This is a genomic window from Algihabitans albus, assembly GCF_003572205.1.
Lineage (GTDB): Bacteria > Pseudomonadota > Alphaproteobacteria > Kiloniellales > DSM-21159 > Algihabitans > Algihabitans albus.
In genome coordinates this window covers 214,880-232,686 of the sequence record NZ_QXNY01000006.1, presented here as the reverse complement: position 1 = coordinate 232,686, position 17,807 = coordinate 214,880, and the positions used below count along the sequence as shown (strand labels likewise).

General features: G+C 69.0%; 14 protein-coding genes and 1 other RNA gene. 12 read left to right on the top strand and 3 right to left on the bottom strand.

Annotated elements, in window-relative coordinates; all coding sequences use genetic code 11:
• The first annotated feature begins 254 nt into the window (after window positions 1-254).
• The 5 genes from efp (at window position 255) to DBZ32_RS17820 (ending at window position 6,633) form a co-directional block, all read left to right on the top strand.
• Entirely contained in the window at window positions 255-821 is a 567-nt protein-coding gene (efp, locus tag DBZ32_RS17840; protein ID WP_119168597.1) for an elongation factor P, read from the top strand.
• A gap of 101 nt (window positions 822-922) precedes the next feature.
• Window positions 923-1,729: an inositol monophosphatase family protein gene (locus DBZ32_RS17835; RefSeq protein WP_119168596.1), complete on the top strand. Its 807-nt coding sequence runs from the start codon at window positions 923-925 to the stop codon at window positions 1,727-1,729.
• A 387-nt stretch (window positions 1,730-2,116) separates the two neighbouring features.
• Complete coding sequence (locus DBZ32_RS17830) at window positions 2,117-3,715, top strand: OmpA family protein (protein ID WP_119168595.1); 1,599 nt, start codon at window positions 2,117-2,119, stop codon at window positions 3,713-3,715.
• Window positions 3,716-3,818: 103 nt separating this feature from the next.
• Window positions 3,819-4,994 carry a flagellar motor protein MotA gene (locus DBZ32_RS17825; protein ID WP_119168594.1) on the top strand — a complete coding sequence of 392 codons (1,176 nt, stop codon included), beginning with the start codon at window positions 3,819-3,821 and terminating at the stop codon, window positions 4,992-4,994.
• Window positions 4,995-5,016: 22 nt separating this feature from the next.
• The gene (locus tag DBZ32_RS17820) at window positions 5,017-6,633 is read left to right on the top strand and encodes a peptidoglycan -binding protein (RefSeq protein ID WP_119168593.1); all 1,617 of its coding nucleotides are present in this window, start codon (window positions 5,017-5,019) and stop codon (window positions 6,631-6,633) included.
• Window positions 6,634-6,680: 47 nt separating this feature from the next.
• On the opposite strand, the gene DBZ32_RS17815 is transcribed toward DBZ32_RS17820, so the two are convergent.
• The 3 genes from DBZ32_RS17815 to DBZ32_RS17805 form a co-directional block, all read right to left on the bottom strand.
• Window positions 6,681-7,814, bottom strand: coding sequence for an NAD(P)/FAD-dependent oxidoreductase (locus DBZ32_RS17815; protein WP_119168592.1), 1,134 nt, complete (start codon window positions 7,812-7,814; stop codon window positions 6,681-6,683).
• Window positions 7,811-8,782: an aldo/keto reductase gene (locus tag DBZ32_RS17810; RefSeq protein WP_119168591.1), complete on the bottom strand. Its 972-nt coding sequence runs from the start codon at window positions 8,780-8,782 to the stop codon at window positions 7,811-7,813. The genes DBZ32_RS17815 and DBZ32_RS17810 overlap by 4 nt, the downstream gene beginning before the upstream one ends.
• Before the next feature lie 161 nt (window positions 8,783-8,943).
• Window positions 8,944-9,909: a Gfo/Idh/MocA family protein gene (locus DBZ32_RS17805; protein ID WP_119168590.1), complete on the bottom strand. Its 966-nt coding sequence runs from the start codon at window positions 9,907-9,909 to the stop codon at window positions 8,944-8,946.
• 171 nt (window positions 9,910-10,080) lie between these two features.
• On the opposite strand from DBZ32_RS17805, the gene rnpB reads away from it, so the two are divergent.
• The 7 genes from rnpB to DBZ32_RS17770 all read left to right on the top strand — a co-directional run bounded on the left by rnpB (window position 10,081) and on the right by DBZ32_RS17770 (window position 17,789).
• Window positions 10,081-10,466: RNase P RNA component class A (gene rnpB / locus DBZ32_RS17800), an RNA gene on the top strand.
• A 486-nt stretch (window positions 10,467-10,952) separates the two neighbouring features.
• A complete protein-coding gene (locus tag DBZ32_RS17795) occupies window positions 10,953-11,432 on the top strand; it encodes a division/cell wall cluster transcriptional repressor MraZ (RefSeq protein WP_162906852.1) in 480 nt (159 codons plus the stop codon).
• On the top strand, window positions 11,429-12,415 hold the full coding sequence (gene rsmH / locus DBZ32_RS17790; protein ID WP_119168588.1) for a 16S rRNA (cytosine(1402)-N(4))-methyltransferase RsmH: 987 nt from the start codon (window positions 11,429-11,431) through the stop codon (window positions 12,413-12,415). Before DBZ32_RS17795 ends, rsmH begins: the two co-directional genes overlap by 4 nt.
• The gene (gene ftsL, locus DBZ32_RS17785) at window positions 12,412-13,074 is read left to right on the top strand and encodes a cell division protein FtsL (protein WP_119168587.1); all 663 of its coding nucleotides are present in this window, start codon (window positions 12,412-12,414) and stop codon (window positions 13,072-13,074) included. Before rsmH ends, ftsL begins: the two co-directional genes overlap by 4 nt.
• Window positions 13,074-14,858 (top strand): peptidoglycan D,D-transpeptidase FtsI family protein, encoded by a 1,785-nt coding sequence (locus DBZ32_RS17780; protein ID WP_208539290.1) that lies wholly within the window; start codon window positions 13,074-13,076, stop codon window positions 14,856-14,858. Before ftsL ends, DBZ32_RS17780 begins: the two co-directional genes overlap by 1 nt.
• Complete coding sequence (locus tag DBZ32_RS17775) at window positions 14,845-16,320, top strand: UDP-N-acetylmuramoyl-L-alanyl-D-glutamate--2,6-diaminopimelate ligase (RefSeq protein WP_407923506.1); 1,476 nt, start codon at window positions 14,845-14,847, stop codon at window positions 16,318-16,320. Before DBZ32_RS17780 ends, DBZ32_RS17775 begins: the two co-directional genes overlap by 14 nt.
• The gene (locus DBZ32_RS17770) at window positions 16,317-17,789 is read left to right on the top strand and encodes a UDP-N-acetylmuramoylalanyl-D-glutamyl-2,6-diaminopimelate--D-alanyl-D-alanine ligase (protein WP_119168586.1); all 1,473 of its coding nucleotides are present in this window, start codon (window positions 16,317-16,319) and stop codon (window positions 17,787-17,789) included. The genes DBZ32_RS17775 and DBZ32_RS17770 overlap by 4 nt, the downstream gene beginning before the upstream one ends.
• The last annotated feature ends 18 nt before the right edge of the window (window positions 17,790-17,807 follow it).

The window sequence follows — 17,807 nt, the reverse complement described above, 5'->3', positions numbered from 1 at the left end:
CACCGGTCCCCTTAATCCTTTACCTTCATCGCAAGCCTGTCGAAGCAGGCGGCTGTGCACCCGCAGGCCAGAGCAGCGCGAAGCGCAGCCTCCAATCGCCCACGACCGTTGCCTCGGCGGCGGCGAGCGGCTATATCGGCGGCGCCTTTCCGAACGAGATTTCGAGGTTCACCCGCGACCGGGCCGGCTGCGCCCATCCCAGCGCGCGAGCCACCGACAGCCAGCGCCCGACCGTCAGCTACCGAGAGCGAGTCATGAAGATCAACGGCAATGCCATCCGCCCCGGCAACATCATCGAGCACAAGGGCCGTCTGCTGCGCGCCGTCAAGATCCAGGCGACCAAGACCGGCAAGAGCGGCGCCTATGCCCAGGTCGAGCTGAAGGACGTGCGCGACGGCACCAAGATGAACGAACGCTTCCGCGCCGGCGAGACGGTCGAGCGGGTCCGCCTGGAGCAGAAGGACTTCCAGTTCCTTTACGCCGAAGACGAGATGCTGACCTTCATGGACAACGAGACCTACGAACAGATCACGGTCCATAGCGAGCTGGTCGGCGCGCCCCTGCCCTTCCTGGCCGAGGGCATGACCGTCTCCGTCGAGTCCTACGAAGGCAGCCCGATCTCGGTCGAGCTGCCGGAGCAGGTGACGCTGACGATCAGCGAGGCCGACCCGGTGGTAAAGGGCCAGACCGCCTCCTCCAGCTACAAGCCGGCGGTGCTGGAGAACGGCGTCAAGATCATGGTGCCGCCGCACATCGAGGCCGGCACCCGCGTGGTGGTCAACACCGCCGAGGGCGAATACGTCGAGCGCGCCAAGGACTGAGCGCGTCCGCCCACCGCCGGTTTTACGAGACCGCCGTCCACGATCGGGCCTGTCTCTTCGGCCCAGATACCCGGCCCGCATCCCTGGAGCCCATCCCCCACATGTCCCTGCGCTCGCCCGTCATCACCGTCATGGTCAAGGCCGCCAAGAAGGCCGCCGGTCGCCTGCGCCGGGACTTCGGCGAGGTGGAGAACCTGCAAGTCTCCAAGAAGGGTCCCGCCGACTTCGTCTCCACCGCCGACATCACGGCAGAGAAGACGATCCGCGACGAACTGGCCTACGCCCGGCCGGACTTCGGCTTCCTGATGGAGGAGTCGGGCAGCACCCCGGCGAGGAACGGCGAGGAACGGCGCTGGATCGTCGATCCGCTGGACGGCACCACCAACTTCCTGCACGGCCTGCCGCACTTCGCCATTTCCATCGGCCTGGAGGAGCGCGGCCAGATCGCCGCCGGCGTGGTCTACGACCCGATCAAGGACGAGCTCTTCACCGCCGAGCGAGGTGCCGGCGCCTATCTGAACGACCGGCGGCTGCGGGTCTCCTCGCGCGAGCGGCTGGAGGAGGCGGTCTTCGCCACCGGCATTCCCTTCAAGGGCATTCCCGGCCATCGTCAGTTCCTGGCGGAGCTGGAGACGGTCATGGAAATCAGCTCCGGCGTGCGCCGCTGGGGCACCGCCAGCCTGGACCTCGCCTACGTCGCGGCGGGCCGCTTCGACGGCTATTGGGAGCGCAACCTGAATGCCTGGGACGTGGCGGCGGGCGTTCTGCTGGTGCGCGAGGCCGGCGGGCTGGTGACCGAGATCGGCGGCGGCAGCCACCGGGTGGAAAGCAACTCCATCCTGGCCGTCACGCCAAGGCTGCAGGACCCGCTCGACCGCATGCTGAGCAAGGCCCGCGCGCGCGCCTGAAACGCCCCCCTTGGAAGGCCGGCGTTAAACGCAGGTTGTAAAGACTCTCTTCACTTCGTTTGAAGAAAGATGCCGGTCTTATCCGAGGAGGGTCGGCCGCCGGGGCCGCGAGCCGGGAGACCGGCCGGCAACGGCGTCCCATCGCAGGTCAGCAGGTTCCGCACGGAGGGCGGCGGAGAAACATCCGGCAGGAGGCCGACCGTATCATAGCAATGGGCCAGACCAGACCGGCCGACCGCGAACCAACCGCTGGGGAGCCGCTTGCTTGTTTGCCCAGCGCCGCCTGACTAGTGTAAACCGCCATCAGGGGTATCGATTCCTTGGGGGGAGTGGCGATCCGTTCGGAAGCCAATCAGCGCCGTCAAGGCGCGAGGGGACGAAACGCGTATGAGTAGCGACGACACCAAGATTTGGTACCGTGGGCTGTCCGCCGGCATTGCGCTGGCCGGCGCTCTGGCGCTGGCCGCTCCCGCCGCCGCGCAGAATAACGTTTTCGTGAACCAGCAGCTGTTGAACAGCCTGGGTGCCGGAGCCACGCCCTACGGTCAGGCCTTTCCGCCGCCGGGCCTGCCGGGCCAGGGCTTCGTGGCGGTGCCGGGTGGGCTGCAGTTCCCGCCGCAACAGCAACCACGTTCGACTCTGACGCGCCCGCAAGCCTACGGGCAACCCTTCGCGCAGGGCTACGGCCAGCCCTTCCCGCAGCAAGGATCGCCCTTCGCACAGCAGGGAATGCCCTTCTACAGCGGCGTTCAGGTCTACAGCGCGACCCCGCGGCCGCCGCTCACCACCTTCGCCCCCCGCTATCAGGCCCAGGCCGGCGTCCCGCAACCCGGCGCCCTGCAGGGCCGCACGCTTCAGGGTGTTCCGCCGCAGGTCGGGCAGGCCCCCGCGCCGATCCCGCGTCCAGTTCCGCCGAGGGCCATCACTGGCGTCCAGCCGCAGGCACAGCCGCGATCCCAGCCCCAGGCGCAAGTACAACCTCAGCAGCCGCAGGCGGATCCCCAATCGCAGGCCTTCCGTCCTAGCGGAGCCACACCTCAGCCGGCGCAGCCGCAACGCACCCAGCGCAGCAGCCCACCGCCGCTGCCGTCCCAGGCCCTGGCCGAGCGCGAAGCCCAGACGGATGCCGGCACCGGCACCCCCACCGCAGGTAATCAAGCCTCCGAGACTTCGACCCCCGAGGACATGGGGTCGGACGAACGCACCGAAAGCGGGGCGAGTCCGCAGGCGGCCCCCATGCCGCCCGCGCCGCAGCGGCAGGCCACGCCGGAGCCTACACCGGCGCCCGCGCCCGCCGCGCGCCCGGAGCCGGCCAGCCCGCCGCAACAGGCCGAGACGGAGACTCCGGAGCTTCAGCCGATCCCTCCGGCGCCGCCGCCGCCGGCGCCCCCCGCACGAGCCGACGCCGGCGCAGAAACCGCCGCGGAAGCCGATGCCGAAGCCGATGCGGAAGCCGCCGCAGAATCCGATACCCCGGCCCCGGCCCCGGACGCGACGCAGCAGGCCGCCGAACCCGCCAGCCCGCCGCCGTCCGCTCCCGAGCCAAGTCCGGCCGCCACGCCGGAGCCGACACCCGAACCTGCCCCCGGCCCGAGCCCTGGCCCGGCAGCGCAGGCCGAGCCGGAGCCGCAGCAGGCGGCGCTGCCGCCGCAGCCGGAGGCCACGGTCGAGCAGGAACTGCTGGCGCGCGTCACCTTCACCGAGGGCCAGGACGCAGTCGCACCGGACGGCGATACGGCCCTCAACGAGCTGGCGGCCAGCCTGCAGGCCGACGAGAGCCGGCGCATTCAACTGCTGGCCTACGCCGCCGGCGACAGCAACCAGGTCAATCAGGCGCGCCGGCTGTCGCTGTCGCGTGCGCTGGCGGTCCGACAGTTCCTCATCGGACAGGGCATCCGCTCGACCCGCATGGACGTCCGCGCGCTCGGGAACAACATCCCCGACGGCCCGCCCAATCGTGTCGATATCGTCCCGGCACCGCGCTGAACCGAAACCGCAGCCGCGGGCCGAGAAGGATCGCAAAGGCAATGGCAGCCAGAGGCAAGACAGTCCGCCCCCCTGAGCGCGACGTCATGTCCTGCGAGACGCCATGACCCGGCCGAGGATCTACCTGCTGCGCATGGCGGTCTTCCTCGGTTTCGTTGCCGTGGCAGCCGCGCTGCTGTTTCCCCGCCTGCAGGAGGCCTTCCTGGCCAACGCCGTTCTGAACGGCATGATCCTGGGCGTGCTGCTGCTGGGAATCGGCTATTCGATCCGTCAGGTCCTGCTGCTGCAGCCGGAGGTCAGCTACCTGGAGCAGCTCAAGCGCGAGTCGAGCGGTGGCCTGATCTTTCCCGGCTCGGTCCAGGGCGTGACGCCGCCCCGACTGCTGGGGCCCATGGCCAACATGCTGCGCGAGCGCAAGGGCCGGCTGACACTCTCCGCGCTCTCCACCCGCACGCTGCTGGACTCCATTCAGATCCGCATCGGCGAGAGCCACGATATCTCGCGCTACCTGATCGGCCTGCTGATCTTTCTCGGTCTGCTCGGCACCTTCTGGGGGTTGTTGGAGACCATCGATTCCGTTGCCGAGACCATCGGCAGTCTCTCGGCGGGCGGCGATGCGGCCGTGCTGTTCGACCAGCTTAAGGATGGGCTGGAGAGACCGCTTTCCGGCATGGGTACGGCCTTCTCCTCCTCCCTATTCGGGCTCGCGGGCTCGCTGGTGCTGGGTTTCCTGGAGCTGCAGGCCGGCCAGGCGCACAACCGCTTCGTCAACGAACTGGAGGAATGGCTGTCCGGCCTGACCCGCCTGTCCAGCGGCGGCGAGGGCGTGGCCGGCGGCGAGGCCTCCGTCCCGGCCTACCTGACGGCCCTGCTGGAATCGACCGCCGACAGTCTGGACTCCCTGCAGCGCACCATCGCGCGGGGCGAGGACGACCGGCAGGAGGCTAACCGCAACCTCGCCCTGCTGACCGAGCGGCTGAGCGTCATGACCGAACAGATGCGCACCGAACAGGAGGTGATGCGCCGGCTGGCGGAAACCCACAGTGCGATCAAGCCGCTGCTGCAACAGCTCAGCGAGGCGCAGTTCGGCGAACGGAGCGACGCACGGACCGTCCTGGACGAAGCCACCCGCGATCACATCCGCACCCTGGCGCTCAACGTCACCCGCATCGCAGGCGAGGTCGAGCGCGGCCGGGAGCAAACGGTCGGAGACATCCGCGCCGAAATCCGCCTGCTGGCCCGCACCATCGCGGCCCTGGCCGAGGAGACGGAGGGCTGAGGTCTGCCGAGGCTAAGCGCCCATGTATAACCTCTCCCGGACCGGTAGGGAGCGCGCCACCAATATCTGGCCCGGCTTCGTCGACGGGCTGGCGACGCTGTTGCTGGTGCTGGTCTTCGTCCTGCTGGTCTTCATGGTCGGGCAGTTCTTCCTCTCGACCGCGCTGACCAACCGGGATACGCGGCTGGCCGAGTTGACCACGCGGCTGGACGAACTCTCCGACCTGCTGTCGTTGGAACGTCAGGCCAACGAGAACCTGCGCGTCGACGTCTCGCAGCTTTCGTCCGAACTGCAGGCTTCGCTGGGCCAGCGCGAGTCCCTGGCGGCGCAGTTGTCGGCCTTGACGGAACAGCGCGACCGCCTGGCCGGCGATCTGGCGCGACTGGTGAACGAGCGGGACGTTCTGGCCAACCGGCTGGAGCTGACCGAGACGCAGTTGCGCCAGTCCACAGCCGAGTTGGCCGAGGCGCAGCAGCAGGTCGCGGCCGACCGGGCGACCATCGAGGCGCAGCTTGCCGAGGTGCAGGCGCTGCAGACTCTGCGCGACCGCCTGCGCCTTGAGCTGACCGGTCTGGAGGGCCGGCTGGCGATCCGGGACGAAACGGTCGGCCGCCTGGAACGCCAGCTCGGCGAAGCCGAGGCGACGTCGCAGACACGCGCGGAGCGGATCGAAACCCTGGAGCGCGAGGCGCTGAGCCGCGAGGACGAATTGGCGGCGCAGATCGCGGCCCTGGAGGCGCTGCGCGCGCGCGTCGAGGCGCGCGACGCGGAGCTGGCGGAGCTGGAGGCCGAGTTGGCGGCCCAGGCCCGCGCGCTCACGGAGGCTCAGAGCAGCCTCAGCGACCGGGAGGAACGTATCGTCGAATTGCGGCAGTTCCTCGAGGAGCGCGCCGACGAACTGGCGCAACTGCAGACCAGCCGCGAGCAAGCCCGCGCCGCCCTGGCCGAGACCGAGGCGGAGCTGTCGCGCACTCAGGACTTCGCGACGGATCAGCAGCGCCTCAGCGAGACGGCGCAGCGCGAAGTCGAGCGCCTGAACAGACAGCTTCTGCAGCTTCGCGAACAGCTCGCCGCCCTCAACGAGGCTCTGGAGGCCAGCGAGGCGCTGAATCGCGAGCAGCAGGTCGAGATCGTCAATCTGGGCCAGCGGCTCAACGCGGCGCTGGCCACCAAGGTCCAGGAGTTGGCGCGTTATCGCTCGGAGTTCTTCGGACGACTGCGCGAGGTGCTGGGCGACAACCCGGACGTTCGGATCGTCGGCGACCGTTTCGTGTTCCAGTCGGAGGTGCTCTTCGCCTCGGCCTCGGCAAGGCTGCAGTCCGAGGGCGCCGAACAGATCGCCAGTCTGGCGGACACCCTGATCGAGCTTGCGGAGGAGATTCCCGCCGATCTCGACTGGGTGCTGCGGGTCGACGGCCATACCGACAGCCTGCCGATCGCCACGGCACAGTTCCCCTCCAACTGGGAACTCTCGACGGCGCGGGCGATCGAGGTCGTGCAATTCCTCATTGCCCGCGGCCTGCCGGAGAACCGGCTGGTTGCCGCCGGCTTCGCCGACAACTGGCCGATCGCCCAGGGCGGCAGTCCCGACGCGCTCAGCCGCAACCGCCGCATCGAGTTCAAACTGACCCAGCGTTAACGCTTCGGGCGCAGATCGCGGCCTTGCCCCTTGGCCGCGACTTCGCCTTAGCGAAAACGTGCCGGCGCGGCGCTCTCGGCCTCGAACCCAAGGGCGGCCAGTTCCGGCGGAACGTCCCGGCCCAGCAGCAGCGCGGCGACCAGGCGCGCCGCAGCCGGTGCGGTCTGGATGCCGTACCCGCCCTGGCCGGCGAGCCAGAAAAATCCCTCCGCCGCCGGATCGAAGCCGATCACCAGGCTCTTGTCGGGCGCGAAGGTGCGCAGGCCCGCCCAGCTCGCCTCCAACCTCGTCACCTCGTAGTCGAAGACTCGAGCGAAGCGATCGAGCCCCTCGGCCAGCACCATGTCGTCGGGCCAGGCATCCTGCGGCTCGACCAGATCGGCATCGGCCGGGGAGACCATCATGCGGCCGGCATCGGGCCGCATGTACCAACGCTCCCCCAGGTCGCCGGTCAGTGGCCAGCGCCCCACGTCCCACCCGTCGCGCGGCGCCAGCAGCGCGGCCGAGCGGCGGAGCGGTTGCAGGCCGATCGGCGACAACCCTGCCTGCACGGCAACCCGATCCGCCCAGGCCCCCGCCGCGTTGACGATCACGGGCGCCTCGAAGGCACCGGCCGTCGTTTCCAGATGCCAGACGTCGGCCTCGCGACGCAGCGCCGTCACGCGCGCATCGCAGACGAGTTCGCCGCCGGCCCGCTTCAGGAAGCGAAGGTAGATCTGGTGCAGACGGTCGACGTCGATGTCCATCGCGTCGGCCTCATAGGCCGCGCGCGCGAAGCTGCCGGGCCGCAACGCCGGAACCAGCGCGCGCACCGCCGTCTCGTCCAGAGCCTCGACACCGTCGCCCTCCGAGAGCAACTCATCGAACGCGGCGCCCTGCGTGCCGTCGTCGAGCTGCAGGATGCCGCGCGGAGACAACAGGCTGCCCGGCGCCTCCTCCACCTCCGCCGCCAGCGGATGCGCTTCGAGGATCGGGCGGCTGGCCGCGTTGAACTGGCGTATGCTCCTGTTGCCGTAGTTCTGAATGAAGCAGGCGGCGGAGCGCCCGGTGGTGTGATAGCCGGGCCGGGCCTCCCCCTCCAAGACCAGGACCCGCACCCCTTCCGCCGCCGCGAGGATTTCCGCTGCCGCCGAGGCGCCGGCCATGCCGGCACCGATCACGACGATATCCGCGCTCCTCATTCCGCTTCCTCCAGACGGTCGGTGGCCGGCGCAGGCTGGCGCGACAGCGCCGCAATCTCGGCGCGCAGCTCCGCCATCATCTCGATCTCGACGGAGTTCAGAGCCGGCTGCAACTGCTCGACGTTACGCGCGCCCACGATGGGGCAGGTCACGGCCGGATGCGCCCCGGCCCAGGCCACCGCGAGACTGACGGGGTGGACGCCTAGCTTGCCCGCAAAAGCGGTAAAGTCCGCGGCCGTGCGATAGATCCAGTCCTCGCCGTAGCGCGTCGCGTACATCCGGTTGTCGAGCAGACGACCGCTCTCCGGTTTCCGGTCCGAACCGTACTTGCCGCTCAGAAGGCCGCCGCCGACCGGGCTGTAGACGATGGCACCCAGTCCTTCCGCCGCGACCAACGGCAGGATCTCGGACTCGGCCTGGCGCTTGACCAGCGAGTACATCGGCTGAATCACCTGGAACCGATTCCAGCCGTGACGCTCCGAAACACCAAGGGCCTTGGCGATCTGCCAGGCGGCGAAGTTGCTGGCACCCACATAGACGACCTTGCCGGCCCGCACGAGATCCTCAAGCGCCCGAAGCGTCTCCTCCAGGGGCGTGTTCGGGTCCCACTTGTGCAGAAACAGCAGGTCCAGGCGATCCGTGCCGAGCCGCCGCAGGCTGGCCTCCACGGCCATCGAGATATGCCGTCGGTTCAGACCGCGGTCGTTCAGGCCCTCGCCCATGGGATTGAAGCACTTGGAGGTGATCACCAGTTGATCGCGCTCCCGCGCGATCAGGCGGCCGAGAATCTCTTCCGCCCGGCCCTGGCTGTAGACGTCCGCGCAGTCGAAGAAGTTGACGCCCGCGTCCCGGCAAGCCGCGTAGAGGCGACCTGCTTCCGCCTCGTCGGCGTCGCCCCCGAAGGACATGGTTCCGAAGCAGAGCTGCGAAACCTCGACGCCGGTGCGGCCAAGCGAAACGTAATCCATCGAATAGTTCTCCCAATCCCTGCCGGCTAGAGCCGGATCGCCTTAGCTGGACTCGCTCGGGCGATGCCATCTGAGGCGTGAATCCCACTCTTTCGCGAAGTTAGAGTGCGATTCACGTCCTGAAGGGAAGCGAAACCGCGTCCCTTCAGGATGATCGCGCTCTAGGTCACGCCGGCCAACAGCGCTTCAATCCAGGTCTGCACCGCGAAGGCCTCGGCCGGCGTCGCGAGCGCATGCGGTTGGCCGGCGACACATTTCGCAAGCTCGCTCAACTGCGCATTCAGCGCCTCCTCCCGCGGATCGCCCTGAGGGACACGCGCCGGCCTGTAGGCGCCGCCGTCGGAAACCTCCAGGCTATAGAAGTCGGTGATGCGATAGCTGCGCCGGCTGCCCTTGACCGTCACCTCCTGCCGGTCCGGTTGAAGGCCGCCGACACTGCCGAGGACGGAGACGGGCACGCCGCCCGGTCCCTCGAGCCGCGCCAGCAGATGGCTCTCGGCCAGCTCCGGCGCCGGAAAGCTGGGCCGTGCCCAGACCGGCCGCAACGGCCCGAGCAGCCGTGCGGATAGAAACAGGAAGTGCGAAATCACCTCGCGGGTGAAGCCGCCTTCGTCCCGGAACCGCAGCCAGTCGGCCTCCGCCTGCCAGGACCTCGGCCAGGCGCCGTAGGCGACGAGGATATCGATTCCGGCCGGCTCGCCCAACTCGCCAGCCGCCAGCGCGCGCTGAATCTCGGCAAGTGCCGGGCTGGCCGCTTGCGTGAAATTGACGGCAGCCGGCACGCCGGAGGCCGCCAGCCTCTCGATCAAGTCCTGGCTGGCAGCGATGTCGATGCCGAGCGGCTTTTCGAGGAAGACCGGCTTTCCCGCCTCGGCGGCCTGGAGGGCATAGTCCTTGCGGGGCACCGGCGGGCAGGCGAGATAGACGAGGTCCGCGGCGGCAATCACCGCCGCAGCCGAAGCCGCGATCGCGGCCTCGGGGGCCAAAGCCTGCGACTGGGCTCTGGCGGTTTCGGCAGGATCCCACAGGAATCCGGGCCGGAAGGCCGGATGCTGCCGGGCGATCCCCAGCAACCGGCGGCCCATGATGCCCAACCCGATAATGCCGATGCTGCACGGCCCGGCCATGATGTCCCCTCCCCCTCAAACTCGCCGCTCCTTCTAGACCGGATCGCAGTCACGTGGAACCAGGCGAGCGTCGGTCGAGATGCCGGTGTTGATTCCGATGTCGGGGCCGACGGCCCGAACGGTCAGCTTTCCGTTGATCGCGGTCCCGCCGGTCGCTACATCCAACCTTCGCCAGACGGCCGGATGACCGCTCTTCGTTTTCGGACGGAGGGAGGAAAGTCCGGGCTCCACGGAAACGGGGTGCCGGGTAACGCCCGGCGGGCGCGAGCCTAGGGAAAGTGCCACAGAAAGCAAACCGCCGCGCTTCGGCACGGCAAGGGTGAAAGGGTGCGGTAAGAGCGCACCGCCGCCCCGGCGACGGGGCGGGCAAGGTAAACCCCACCCGGAGCAAGACCGAATAGGGGCGACACGGCCTTCCGCAAGGCGGGCCAGGCGGGTTTCCGCGCCGTCGCCCGGGTTGGTCGCGCGAGGCCCGCAGCAATGCGGGTCCCAGATGAATGGTCATCTCCCTGCCGCGAGGCAGGGGACAGAACCCGGCTTACAGGCCGTCTGGCGTTCCTAACATCTTCGCGTTCGGCCGAGGCTCGCCGGCTTGACCGCCAAGGGCCTGCCGCAGGGTCCCAGCTCTGCCCCCTTTTTGTTCATATTCAAATAAGAACATTCAATGAACAAGTCCTTTCTTGTTAATTAACAACAAGGAGACTCACGAAAGCGCGTGGAGCGGGCTGAGCGGTATTTCAAACGGCAGTAGCACTCTGTTGATAACTTAGAAACACATGGCGAATACTTTCCCGTGTCGTTGACACCCATTGAGCCCCATGATATCCCATGATTTCCCATGAACGGACGGCACAGCCCATGCCGAGCCGGGCAGACGGCGCCACGGGGCGAGGCGCTGGAGTGAGGTGAAACGGCCGCGAGGCCGGCGGACGCAGCGTCAGGCGTCCGGTGCGCGACGGGTCCGGCGGATGCCCCGCCGAACCCGGACAGCGGCTCCGCCGCCCGCAAAGCGCGGCAGCGGACGTCGAGACAGGGGACCGACCATGGCGCCGATCTTTCTCGGCACCCACGAGGTAAAGCTGGACAGCAAGGGTCGCGTGTCGATCCCTGCGCCCTTCCGGCCGACCCTGTCCCGCCAAGGCTTCGACGGCGTGATCCTGTTCCCCTCCTACAAGGTCGAGGGCGCGATCGAAGGCTGCGGCCAGGACTTCCTGAATCAACTGATGGACTCGGTCAACTCCTATGAGCTCTTCAGCGACGCTCAGGAGGATCTTTCCGCCACGATCTTTGGCGCCGCCCATCAGCTGCAGTGGGATGCCAACGGCCGCATCGTCCTGCCCGACCCCCTGATTGCGACCGCCGGCCTGAAAGACAAGGCGGTCTTCGTGGGCACCGGCGCCCTGTTTCGGATCTGGCAGCCCGAACGCTGGTCCGCCTATCAGTCCGCGCGGCGGCAGTCAGCCAAGGAGAAGGTCCCCTCCCTGGCGGTCAAGCCGCAGACCGGCGGGGGCGATCCGGCATGAGCGACACGAACCGGCAACCGCACCCTTCCCGTTCCGGCGGCCACGTCCCGGTCCTCCTGGCCGAAGTCCTGCAGGTGCTGCACCCGCGCGACGGCGGAATCTATATCGACGGCACCTTCGGGCTTGGCGGCTACAGCCGCGGCCTGCTGCAGGCGGCCAACTGCAACGTCCTGGCTTTCGACCGGGACCCGGCGGCGATCGCCGCCGGCCAAGCGCTGCGTGCGGAGTTCGGCGAGCGGCTGCAACTGGTCGAGGATCGCTTCGCCGAGATGCAGCGCCACCTGCCGCTCCCGGTCGAGGGCATCGCGCTCGATCTCGGCGTCTCCTCGCCGCAACTGGATCGCCCGGAACGCGGCTTTTCCTTCCGCAACGACGGGCCGCTCGACATGCGCATGGGCAACTCCGGCGAAACCGCCGCCGAAGTCGTCAACAGCCGCAGCGAGACGGAACTGGCCGACCTGATCTGGCGCTACGGAGAAGAGCGCCGGAGCCGGCAGATCGCCCGCGCGCTGGTCGCCCGCCGCAGCGAACGGCCCTACAGCCGTACCCTGGAGCTGGCCGATACGGTGCGCAGCGTCGTGCGCGCGGCCAAGGACGGCATCGATCCGGCGACGCGCACCTTTCAGGCTCTGCGCATCTACGTGAACGACGAATTGGGTGAACTGAAACGGGGCCTCGCAGCCGCCGAGCGCTGCCTCGCACCCGGCGGCCGGCTGGCGGTGGTCAGCTTCCACTCCCTGGAAGACCGTATCGTCAAGGACTTCCTGCGCGCGCGGTCCAGTGCCGCGCCGCGCGGATCCCGGCATCTGCCGGAGGCGAGCGAAACGGCCGCTCCCAGCTTCGAGCTGCTGAGCCGGCAGGCGATCAAGCCGAGCGCCCGCGAAACGGCGGAAAATCCGCGCGCCCGCTCCGCGCGCCTGCGGGCCGCGGCACGGACGGCGGCCCCGGCCTGGCCGAACGAAGGGTCGGGAGGGACGACATGATCCTACGCTGGACCACCCTGCTCTGGCTGGTCGCCTTCGCCGTCGCGGTCGGTCTGGTTTTCCAGATCAAATACGCGGTGCAGGCCCTGGACGACCAGCTTGCCTACGCCCAGACGCGCATCCAGAACGACCGCGAGGCCCTGCATATCCTGCGGGCCGAATGGAGCTACCTGAACCAACCGCAGCGCATCGCGCGGCTGGCGAAGCGGCATCTGGAAATGATTCCCCTGACCGCGCCGCAGATCGGCCGCATCGCGGCGCTGCCGCCGCGCCCGGAAGCGATGGACGGCCGCGTCTTCGCCGCCGGTCCGCCGCTACCGCCGCGTCACCCCGGAGCGCCGACTCACGTCGTGGCGCCGGGCGGGCAGGACGCGCCACCTCCGGTGCAGGAGGTCCCGTCGCGCGAGACTCTCCCGGACGAGCGCCTGGCCGGCACTCCCGACCCGATCGGCGATCTGGTCGCGGCCACCCTGCAGGCCGCGCAGCCGCCCGCCGAAACTCTAGTTGTCGAAATTCCCGTTGCCGACGCTCCGGCGCTTCGCCGCGTCGCAGAACCGCTTCCGACCAGCCTCGGCCGGATCGATGACGGAATTCCCCGCAATCCGGTGACAGGCGCGCCCCTACCCGTCCGTCACCGCACCGTTTCGGAGACCCGCTGATGCGCCGTCACAGCGAGACCAAGATCACGCCCACGACGCCCTGCGGCATGGATTTGGGACAAGGCGGCGTCAACGGCGGCTGGACCATCAGCCTCGACGGCCAGCGCAAGGCCGCACTGGAGATGGGGCGTACCCGCCTGCTGGTCGCGGCCGCCGTCTTCATGCTGGCTTTCCTTGCGGTCGGGCTGCGCCTGGCCGACCTGGCCCTCCTGTCGGAGCAGGACGAACCGAAGCGCGCCGAAACGCCCAGCGCTGCGGCCGCGCTGGAGACCCAGCGTGCCGAGATTCTGGACCGCAACGGCCAGGTGCTGGCGACCACCCTGCCGACCAACTCGCTCTACGCCAATCCGCGCCGGGTGATCGATGCGGAGGCCGCGGCGATCCGGCTGGCTCAGGCCCTGCCCGGGTTCTCGGTCGCGGAGCTGACGGCCAAACTGAACCAGGACACCTCCTTCACCTGGATCAAGCGCGGCCTCACACCGCGCGAGACGGCGCGGATCAACGGGCTGGGTCTGCCCGGCCTCGACTTCGTCCGGGAGGAGCGGCGCTTCTACCCGCATGGGCATCTGACCGGCCATCTGATCGGCTACACCAATATCGACAACGTCGGCCAGATCGGCCTGGAAGCGAGCTTCGACGATGTCCTGCGCGGCAGCAACGAGCCGCTGCGCTCTTCGCTCGACCTGCGTTTGCAGCACATCCTGGTCGACGAACTGAGGACGGCCATGGAGGAGTGGCGGGGCATCGGGGCCGCCGGGATGGTCATGGACGTCCACAGCGGCGAGATTCTGGCGATGGCCTCGCTGCCGCTGATCGACCCCAACGCGCCGCAGCGGATTCCCGACAGCGCCTTTCTGAACCGCGCGACCCAGGGCGTCTACGAACTGGGGTCGATCTTCAAGGTCTTCTCCACCGCCATGGCACTGGACCTGGGCGTTGTCGGGCTGACCGACGGCTACGACGTCACCAACCCGATCCGGGCCGGCCGTTTTCGCATCAACGACTTCAAGCCCAAGAGGGGCGTCCTCAGCATCCCCGAGATCCTGATGTACTCCAGCAACATCGGCACGGTGCAGATGACGCTGACCGCGGGCACCGAAGCGCAGCAGCGCTTCTTCGAACGCCTGGGCCTGCTCGACCCGGTCAGCCTGGAACTGGGCGAGGTCGGCCGCCCGCTGCTGCCCCAGGTCTGGCGCGAAATCAACACCATGACGATCAGCTACGGCCACGGCATCGCCGTGACGCCGCTGCAGGCTGCGCGGGCGATGGCGGCCATGGTCAATGGCGGTCAACTGGTGCCGGCGACGCTGCTCAAGCGTGTACGCGGCGAGCGCATCATGGCCGAGCAGGTGATGAGTCCCGAAACTTCGAACAAGATGAACTGGCTGCTGCGGCTGGTTGTCAAGCACGGCACGACCGGCAAGGCCGATGCCGAGGGCTACCGCGTCGGCGGCAAGACCGGTACGGCCGACAAGCTGGCCGCGGGGGGCGGCTACGCCGTCGACAAGCGCATCGCGTCGGTCCTCTCCGCCTTCCCGATGGACAACCCGCGCTACGTCGTCATGGCGATGGTCGATGAGCCCAAGCCGACGGACTACAGCTTCGGCTACGCCACCGGCGGCTGGGTCGCGGCACCCGTGGTCAAGTCGGTGGTGGAGCGCATGGCGCCGCTGCTCGGCATCGAGCCGCAGGCCGAGCCGGCGGAAGAGCCGGCGGTCAGCGACGACTGGAACCCGCATCTGATCCCGGTGAATCTCAGGGGGCGCCACGTTGCGGCTCGATGAGCTTCTGACGGAGGACGAAAGGCGCGCCATGGGCAACACGGCCGAGAGACTGGAGATCGCGGGTTTGACGGCGGACAGCCGTCAGGTCGAGGCCGGTTTCCTCTTCGCCGCCCTGCCCGGCGCGCAGGCGGACGGCCGCGACTTCATCGACCAGGCCGTGGCCAAGGGCGCGGTGGCGGTGCTGGCGCCGAACGGTACGCAGATCAAGCGCTACAATCCGCCCGTTTTGCTGATTCAGGACGCGGAACCCCGCCGGCGCTTAGCCCTGATGGCGGCGACGCTGCATAAGCGCCAGCCGCGCGAGATCGCCGCGGTGACCGGAACCAACGGCAAGACCTCGGTTGCCGTCTTCGTGCGGCAAATTTGGGAAAACCTGGGCCGCAAGGCCGCCAGCCTCGGCACCCTCGGCCTGACGCCGCCGCGCAGCGACGCGCCGGCGGCCCTGACCACACCCGATCCGGTCGAGCTGCACCGTTGTCTCGCCGCTCTGGCGGCCGAGGGCATCGAGGCTCTGGCCATGGAGGCCTCCAGTCACGGCCTCGACCAGTTCAGGCTCGACGGTGTGCGCCTTTCGGCCGCGGCCTTCACCAACCTGAGCCGCGACCACCTGGACTATCACGGCAGCATGGAGGCCTACCTGGCCGCCAAGGCACGTCTCTTCACGGCACTGCTGCCGGCGGACGGCACCGCGGTGCTGAATGCCGACATCCCGGAGTTCGATCATCTTCGCGGCCTCTGCGACGGGCGCGGCCAGCGGATTCTGACCTACGGCCGCCAGGCGCGCGACCTGCGGCTGCTGGCCCTCGAGGCCCTGCCGGCGGGCCTCGGGCTGACGCTGGAATTCGGCGGCGAAACGCATCGGCTGGTCGTACCGCTGGCCGGCGCCTTCCAGGCGCACAACCTCCTGGCGGCGCTCGGCCTGGTTCTGGCCGGCGGCGCGGAGCCGGCCGCCGCGATCGCCACCCTGCCCCGGCTGACCGGCGTGCCCGGCCGCGTGGAACGGGTCGGCGCCACGCCGGCCGGCGGCCAGGTCTACGTCGACTACGCCCACACCCCCGACGCCTTGAGCGTGGTGCTGCAGGCCATGCGGCCCCATGTGGCCGGCAAACTCTGGGTGGTCTTCGGTGCCGGCGGCGACCGCGATCCCGGCAAGCGCCCCCTGATGGGAGCCGCCGCCGCTGCCCATGCCGACCGGGCGGTCGTCACCGACGACAACCCGCGCGGCGAGACTCCGGCGGCGATCCGCGCGCAGATCCTGCCGGCCTGTCCCGATGCCACCGAGATCGGCGACCGGCGCGAAGCCATCGAATTTGCACTTGCCCGGCTCGAAGCCGGTGATGTGTTGGTAATCGCTGGAAAGGGTCACGAAAGCGGCCAGATCGTCGGCGACCGCGTGTTGCCGTTCGACGATCGCGATGCCGCCCGTACGGCCATCGCAACGTTGGCCGGAGGACAGGTATGACGGAAGCTCTTTGGAGCGCGGGGGAGGCGATCGCCGCGACCGGTGGCACCGGTCCGGGCGGCTGGAATGCCCACGGCGTCTCAATTGACAGCCGCAGCGTGCTGGTCGGCGATCTTTTCGTCGCGCTCGCGGGCCCGAACTTCGACGGACACGACTTCGTTGCCGAAGCCCTGGCCAAAGGGGCGGCCGCAGCAGTGGTGCACCGCCAGCCGAACGACTTGCCCGCGGATGCGCCGCTGCTGCTGGTCGGCGACAGCCTGGAGGCCTTGCGCGCCCTGGCCCGCGCCAGCCGGAGCCGCACCGCGGCCCGCGTTTGCGGCGTTACCGGCTCCTCCGGCAAGACCTCGACGAAGGAAGCCTTGAGGGCCTGTCTCTCGCCGCAAGGCAAGACCTTCGCCAGCGCCGGCAGTCTCAACAATCACTGGGGCGTACCGCTCTCTCTCGCGCGCTTGCCGAAGAACGCCGACTACGCCGTTTTCGAAATGGGCATGAGCAATGCCGGCGAGATCGCGGAACTCACCGAGCTCGTGCGTCCCGACGTGGCCGTCATCACCACCATCGGTTTGGCCCACATCGAGTTCTTCGACAGCCAGGAGGGAATCGCCGACGCGAAAAGCGAGATCTTCCAGGGCATGAGTCCGCAGGGCACGGCGGTGCTGCCGCGCGACGACCGTTTCTACGACCGGCTGGCCGCGAGAGCCGAGGCTGCCGGGCTTACGAAGCTGCTGTCGTTCGGACGGCACGCCCAGTCCAGTTCCCGGCTGGTCGATGCCGATCTTTACGAGACTTGCAGCGCGGTGAAGGCCGAGCTGCGCGGCAAACCCCTCGACTTCTGCCTGGCCCAGCCGGGCGCGCATTGGGTGACCAACGCGCTGGCGGTGCTGACCGCCGTTTCGGCGCTCGGCGCCGATCCTGTGAGCGCGGCCGCGGAACTGGCGCGGCTGCAGCCCGTCTCCGGGCGCGGCGCCCGACGCAAACTGACGCTGCCCGGCGGCCGCGCGGCGCTGCTGATCGACGAGAGCTACAACGCCAACCCGGACTCCGTGAAGGCGGCCCTGGCGGTGCTGGCACGCTGCAAGCCCGAGGGCGCGGGCCGGCGGATCGCGGTGCTCGGCGACATGCTGGAACTGGGCGGACAGGGTCCCGCCTTCCACGCCGCACTCTCCGAAGCCGTCACGGCCGCCGACATCGATCTCGTCTTCCTTTGCGGCCCGCTGATGGCGCATCTCGGCCGCGCCCTGCCGCCCTCGCGGGTGGCCGCGCTTTCGGCGGATTCGAAGACGCTGGCGCCTCTGGTGGCCGACGCTCTGCTGCCCGGCGACGTTCTGCTGGTCAAGGGATCGCTCGGCAGCCGCATGCGCGAAGTCATCGCCGCTCTCGACGCCTTGGCGCCGGGGTCGGACGGGGATTCCGAAGCCGATGCCCCCTCGGATCAACCCACCGCGCCGCGCGCGGCCAACGGCGGCTGAGGAGGTCGACAACTCACA

Excerpts from the sequence above, each read along its gene's own strand:
- DBZ32_RS17795 (WP_162906852.1), top strand. The coding sequence starts at position 10,953 with ATGGCGCCGATCTTTCTCGGCACCCACGAGGTAAAGCTGGACAGCAAG.
- efp (WP_119168597.1), top strand. The coding sequence starts at position 255 with ATGAAGATCAACGGCAATGCCATCCGCCCCGGCAACATCATCGAGCAC.
- DBZ32_RS17770 (WP_119168586.1), top strand. The coding sequence starts at position 16,317 with ATGACGGAAGCTCTTTGGAGCGCGGGGGAGGCGATCGCCGCGACCGGT.
- DBZ32_RS17830 (WP_119168595.1), top strand. The coding sequence starts at position 2,117 with ATGAGTAGCGACGACACCAAGATTTGGTACCGTGGGCTGTCCGCCGGC.
- DBZ32_RS17805 (WP_119168590.1), bottom strand. The coding sequence starts at position 9,909 with ATGGCCGGGCCGTGCAGCATCGGCATTATCGGGTTGGGCATCATGGGC.
- DBZ32_RS17820 (WP_119168593.1), top strand. The coding sequence starts at position 5,017 with ATGTATAACCTCTCCCGGACCGGTAGGGAGCGCGCCACCAATATCTGG.
- DBZ32_RS17835 (WP_119168596.1), top strand. The coding sequence starts at position 923 with ATGTCCCTGCGCTCGCCCGTCATCACCGTCATGGTCAAGGCCGCCAAG.
- rsmH (WP_119168588.1), top strand. The coding sequence starts at position 11,429 with ATGAGCGACACGAACCGGCAACCGCACCCTTCCCGTTCCGGCGGCCAC.
- DBZ32_RS17815 (WP_119168592.1), bottom strand. The coding sequence starts at position 7,814 with ATGAGGAGCGCGGATATCGTCGTGATCGGTGCCGGCATGGCCGGCGCC.
- DBZ32_RS17810 (WP_119168591.1), bottom strand. The coding sequence starts at position 8,782 with ATGGATTACGTTTCGCTTGGCCGCACCGGCGTCGAGGTTTCGCAGCTC.
- ftsL (WP_119168587.1), top strand. The coding sequence starts at position 12,412 with ATGATCCTACGCTGGACCACCCTGCTCTGGCTGGTCGCCTTCGCCGTC.
- DBZ32_RS17825 (WP_119168594.1), top strand. The coding sequence starts at position 3,819 with ATGACCCGGCCGAGGATCTACCTGCTGCGCATGGCGGTCTTCCTCGGT.
- DBZ32_RS17780 (WP_208539290.1), top strand. The coding sequence starts at position 13,074 with ATGCGCCGTCACAGCGAGACCAAGATCACGCCCACGACGCCCTGCGGC.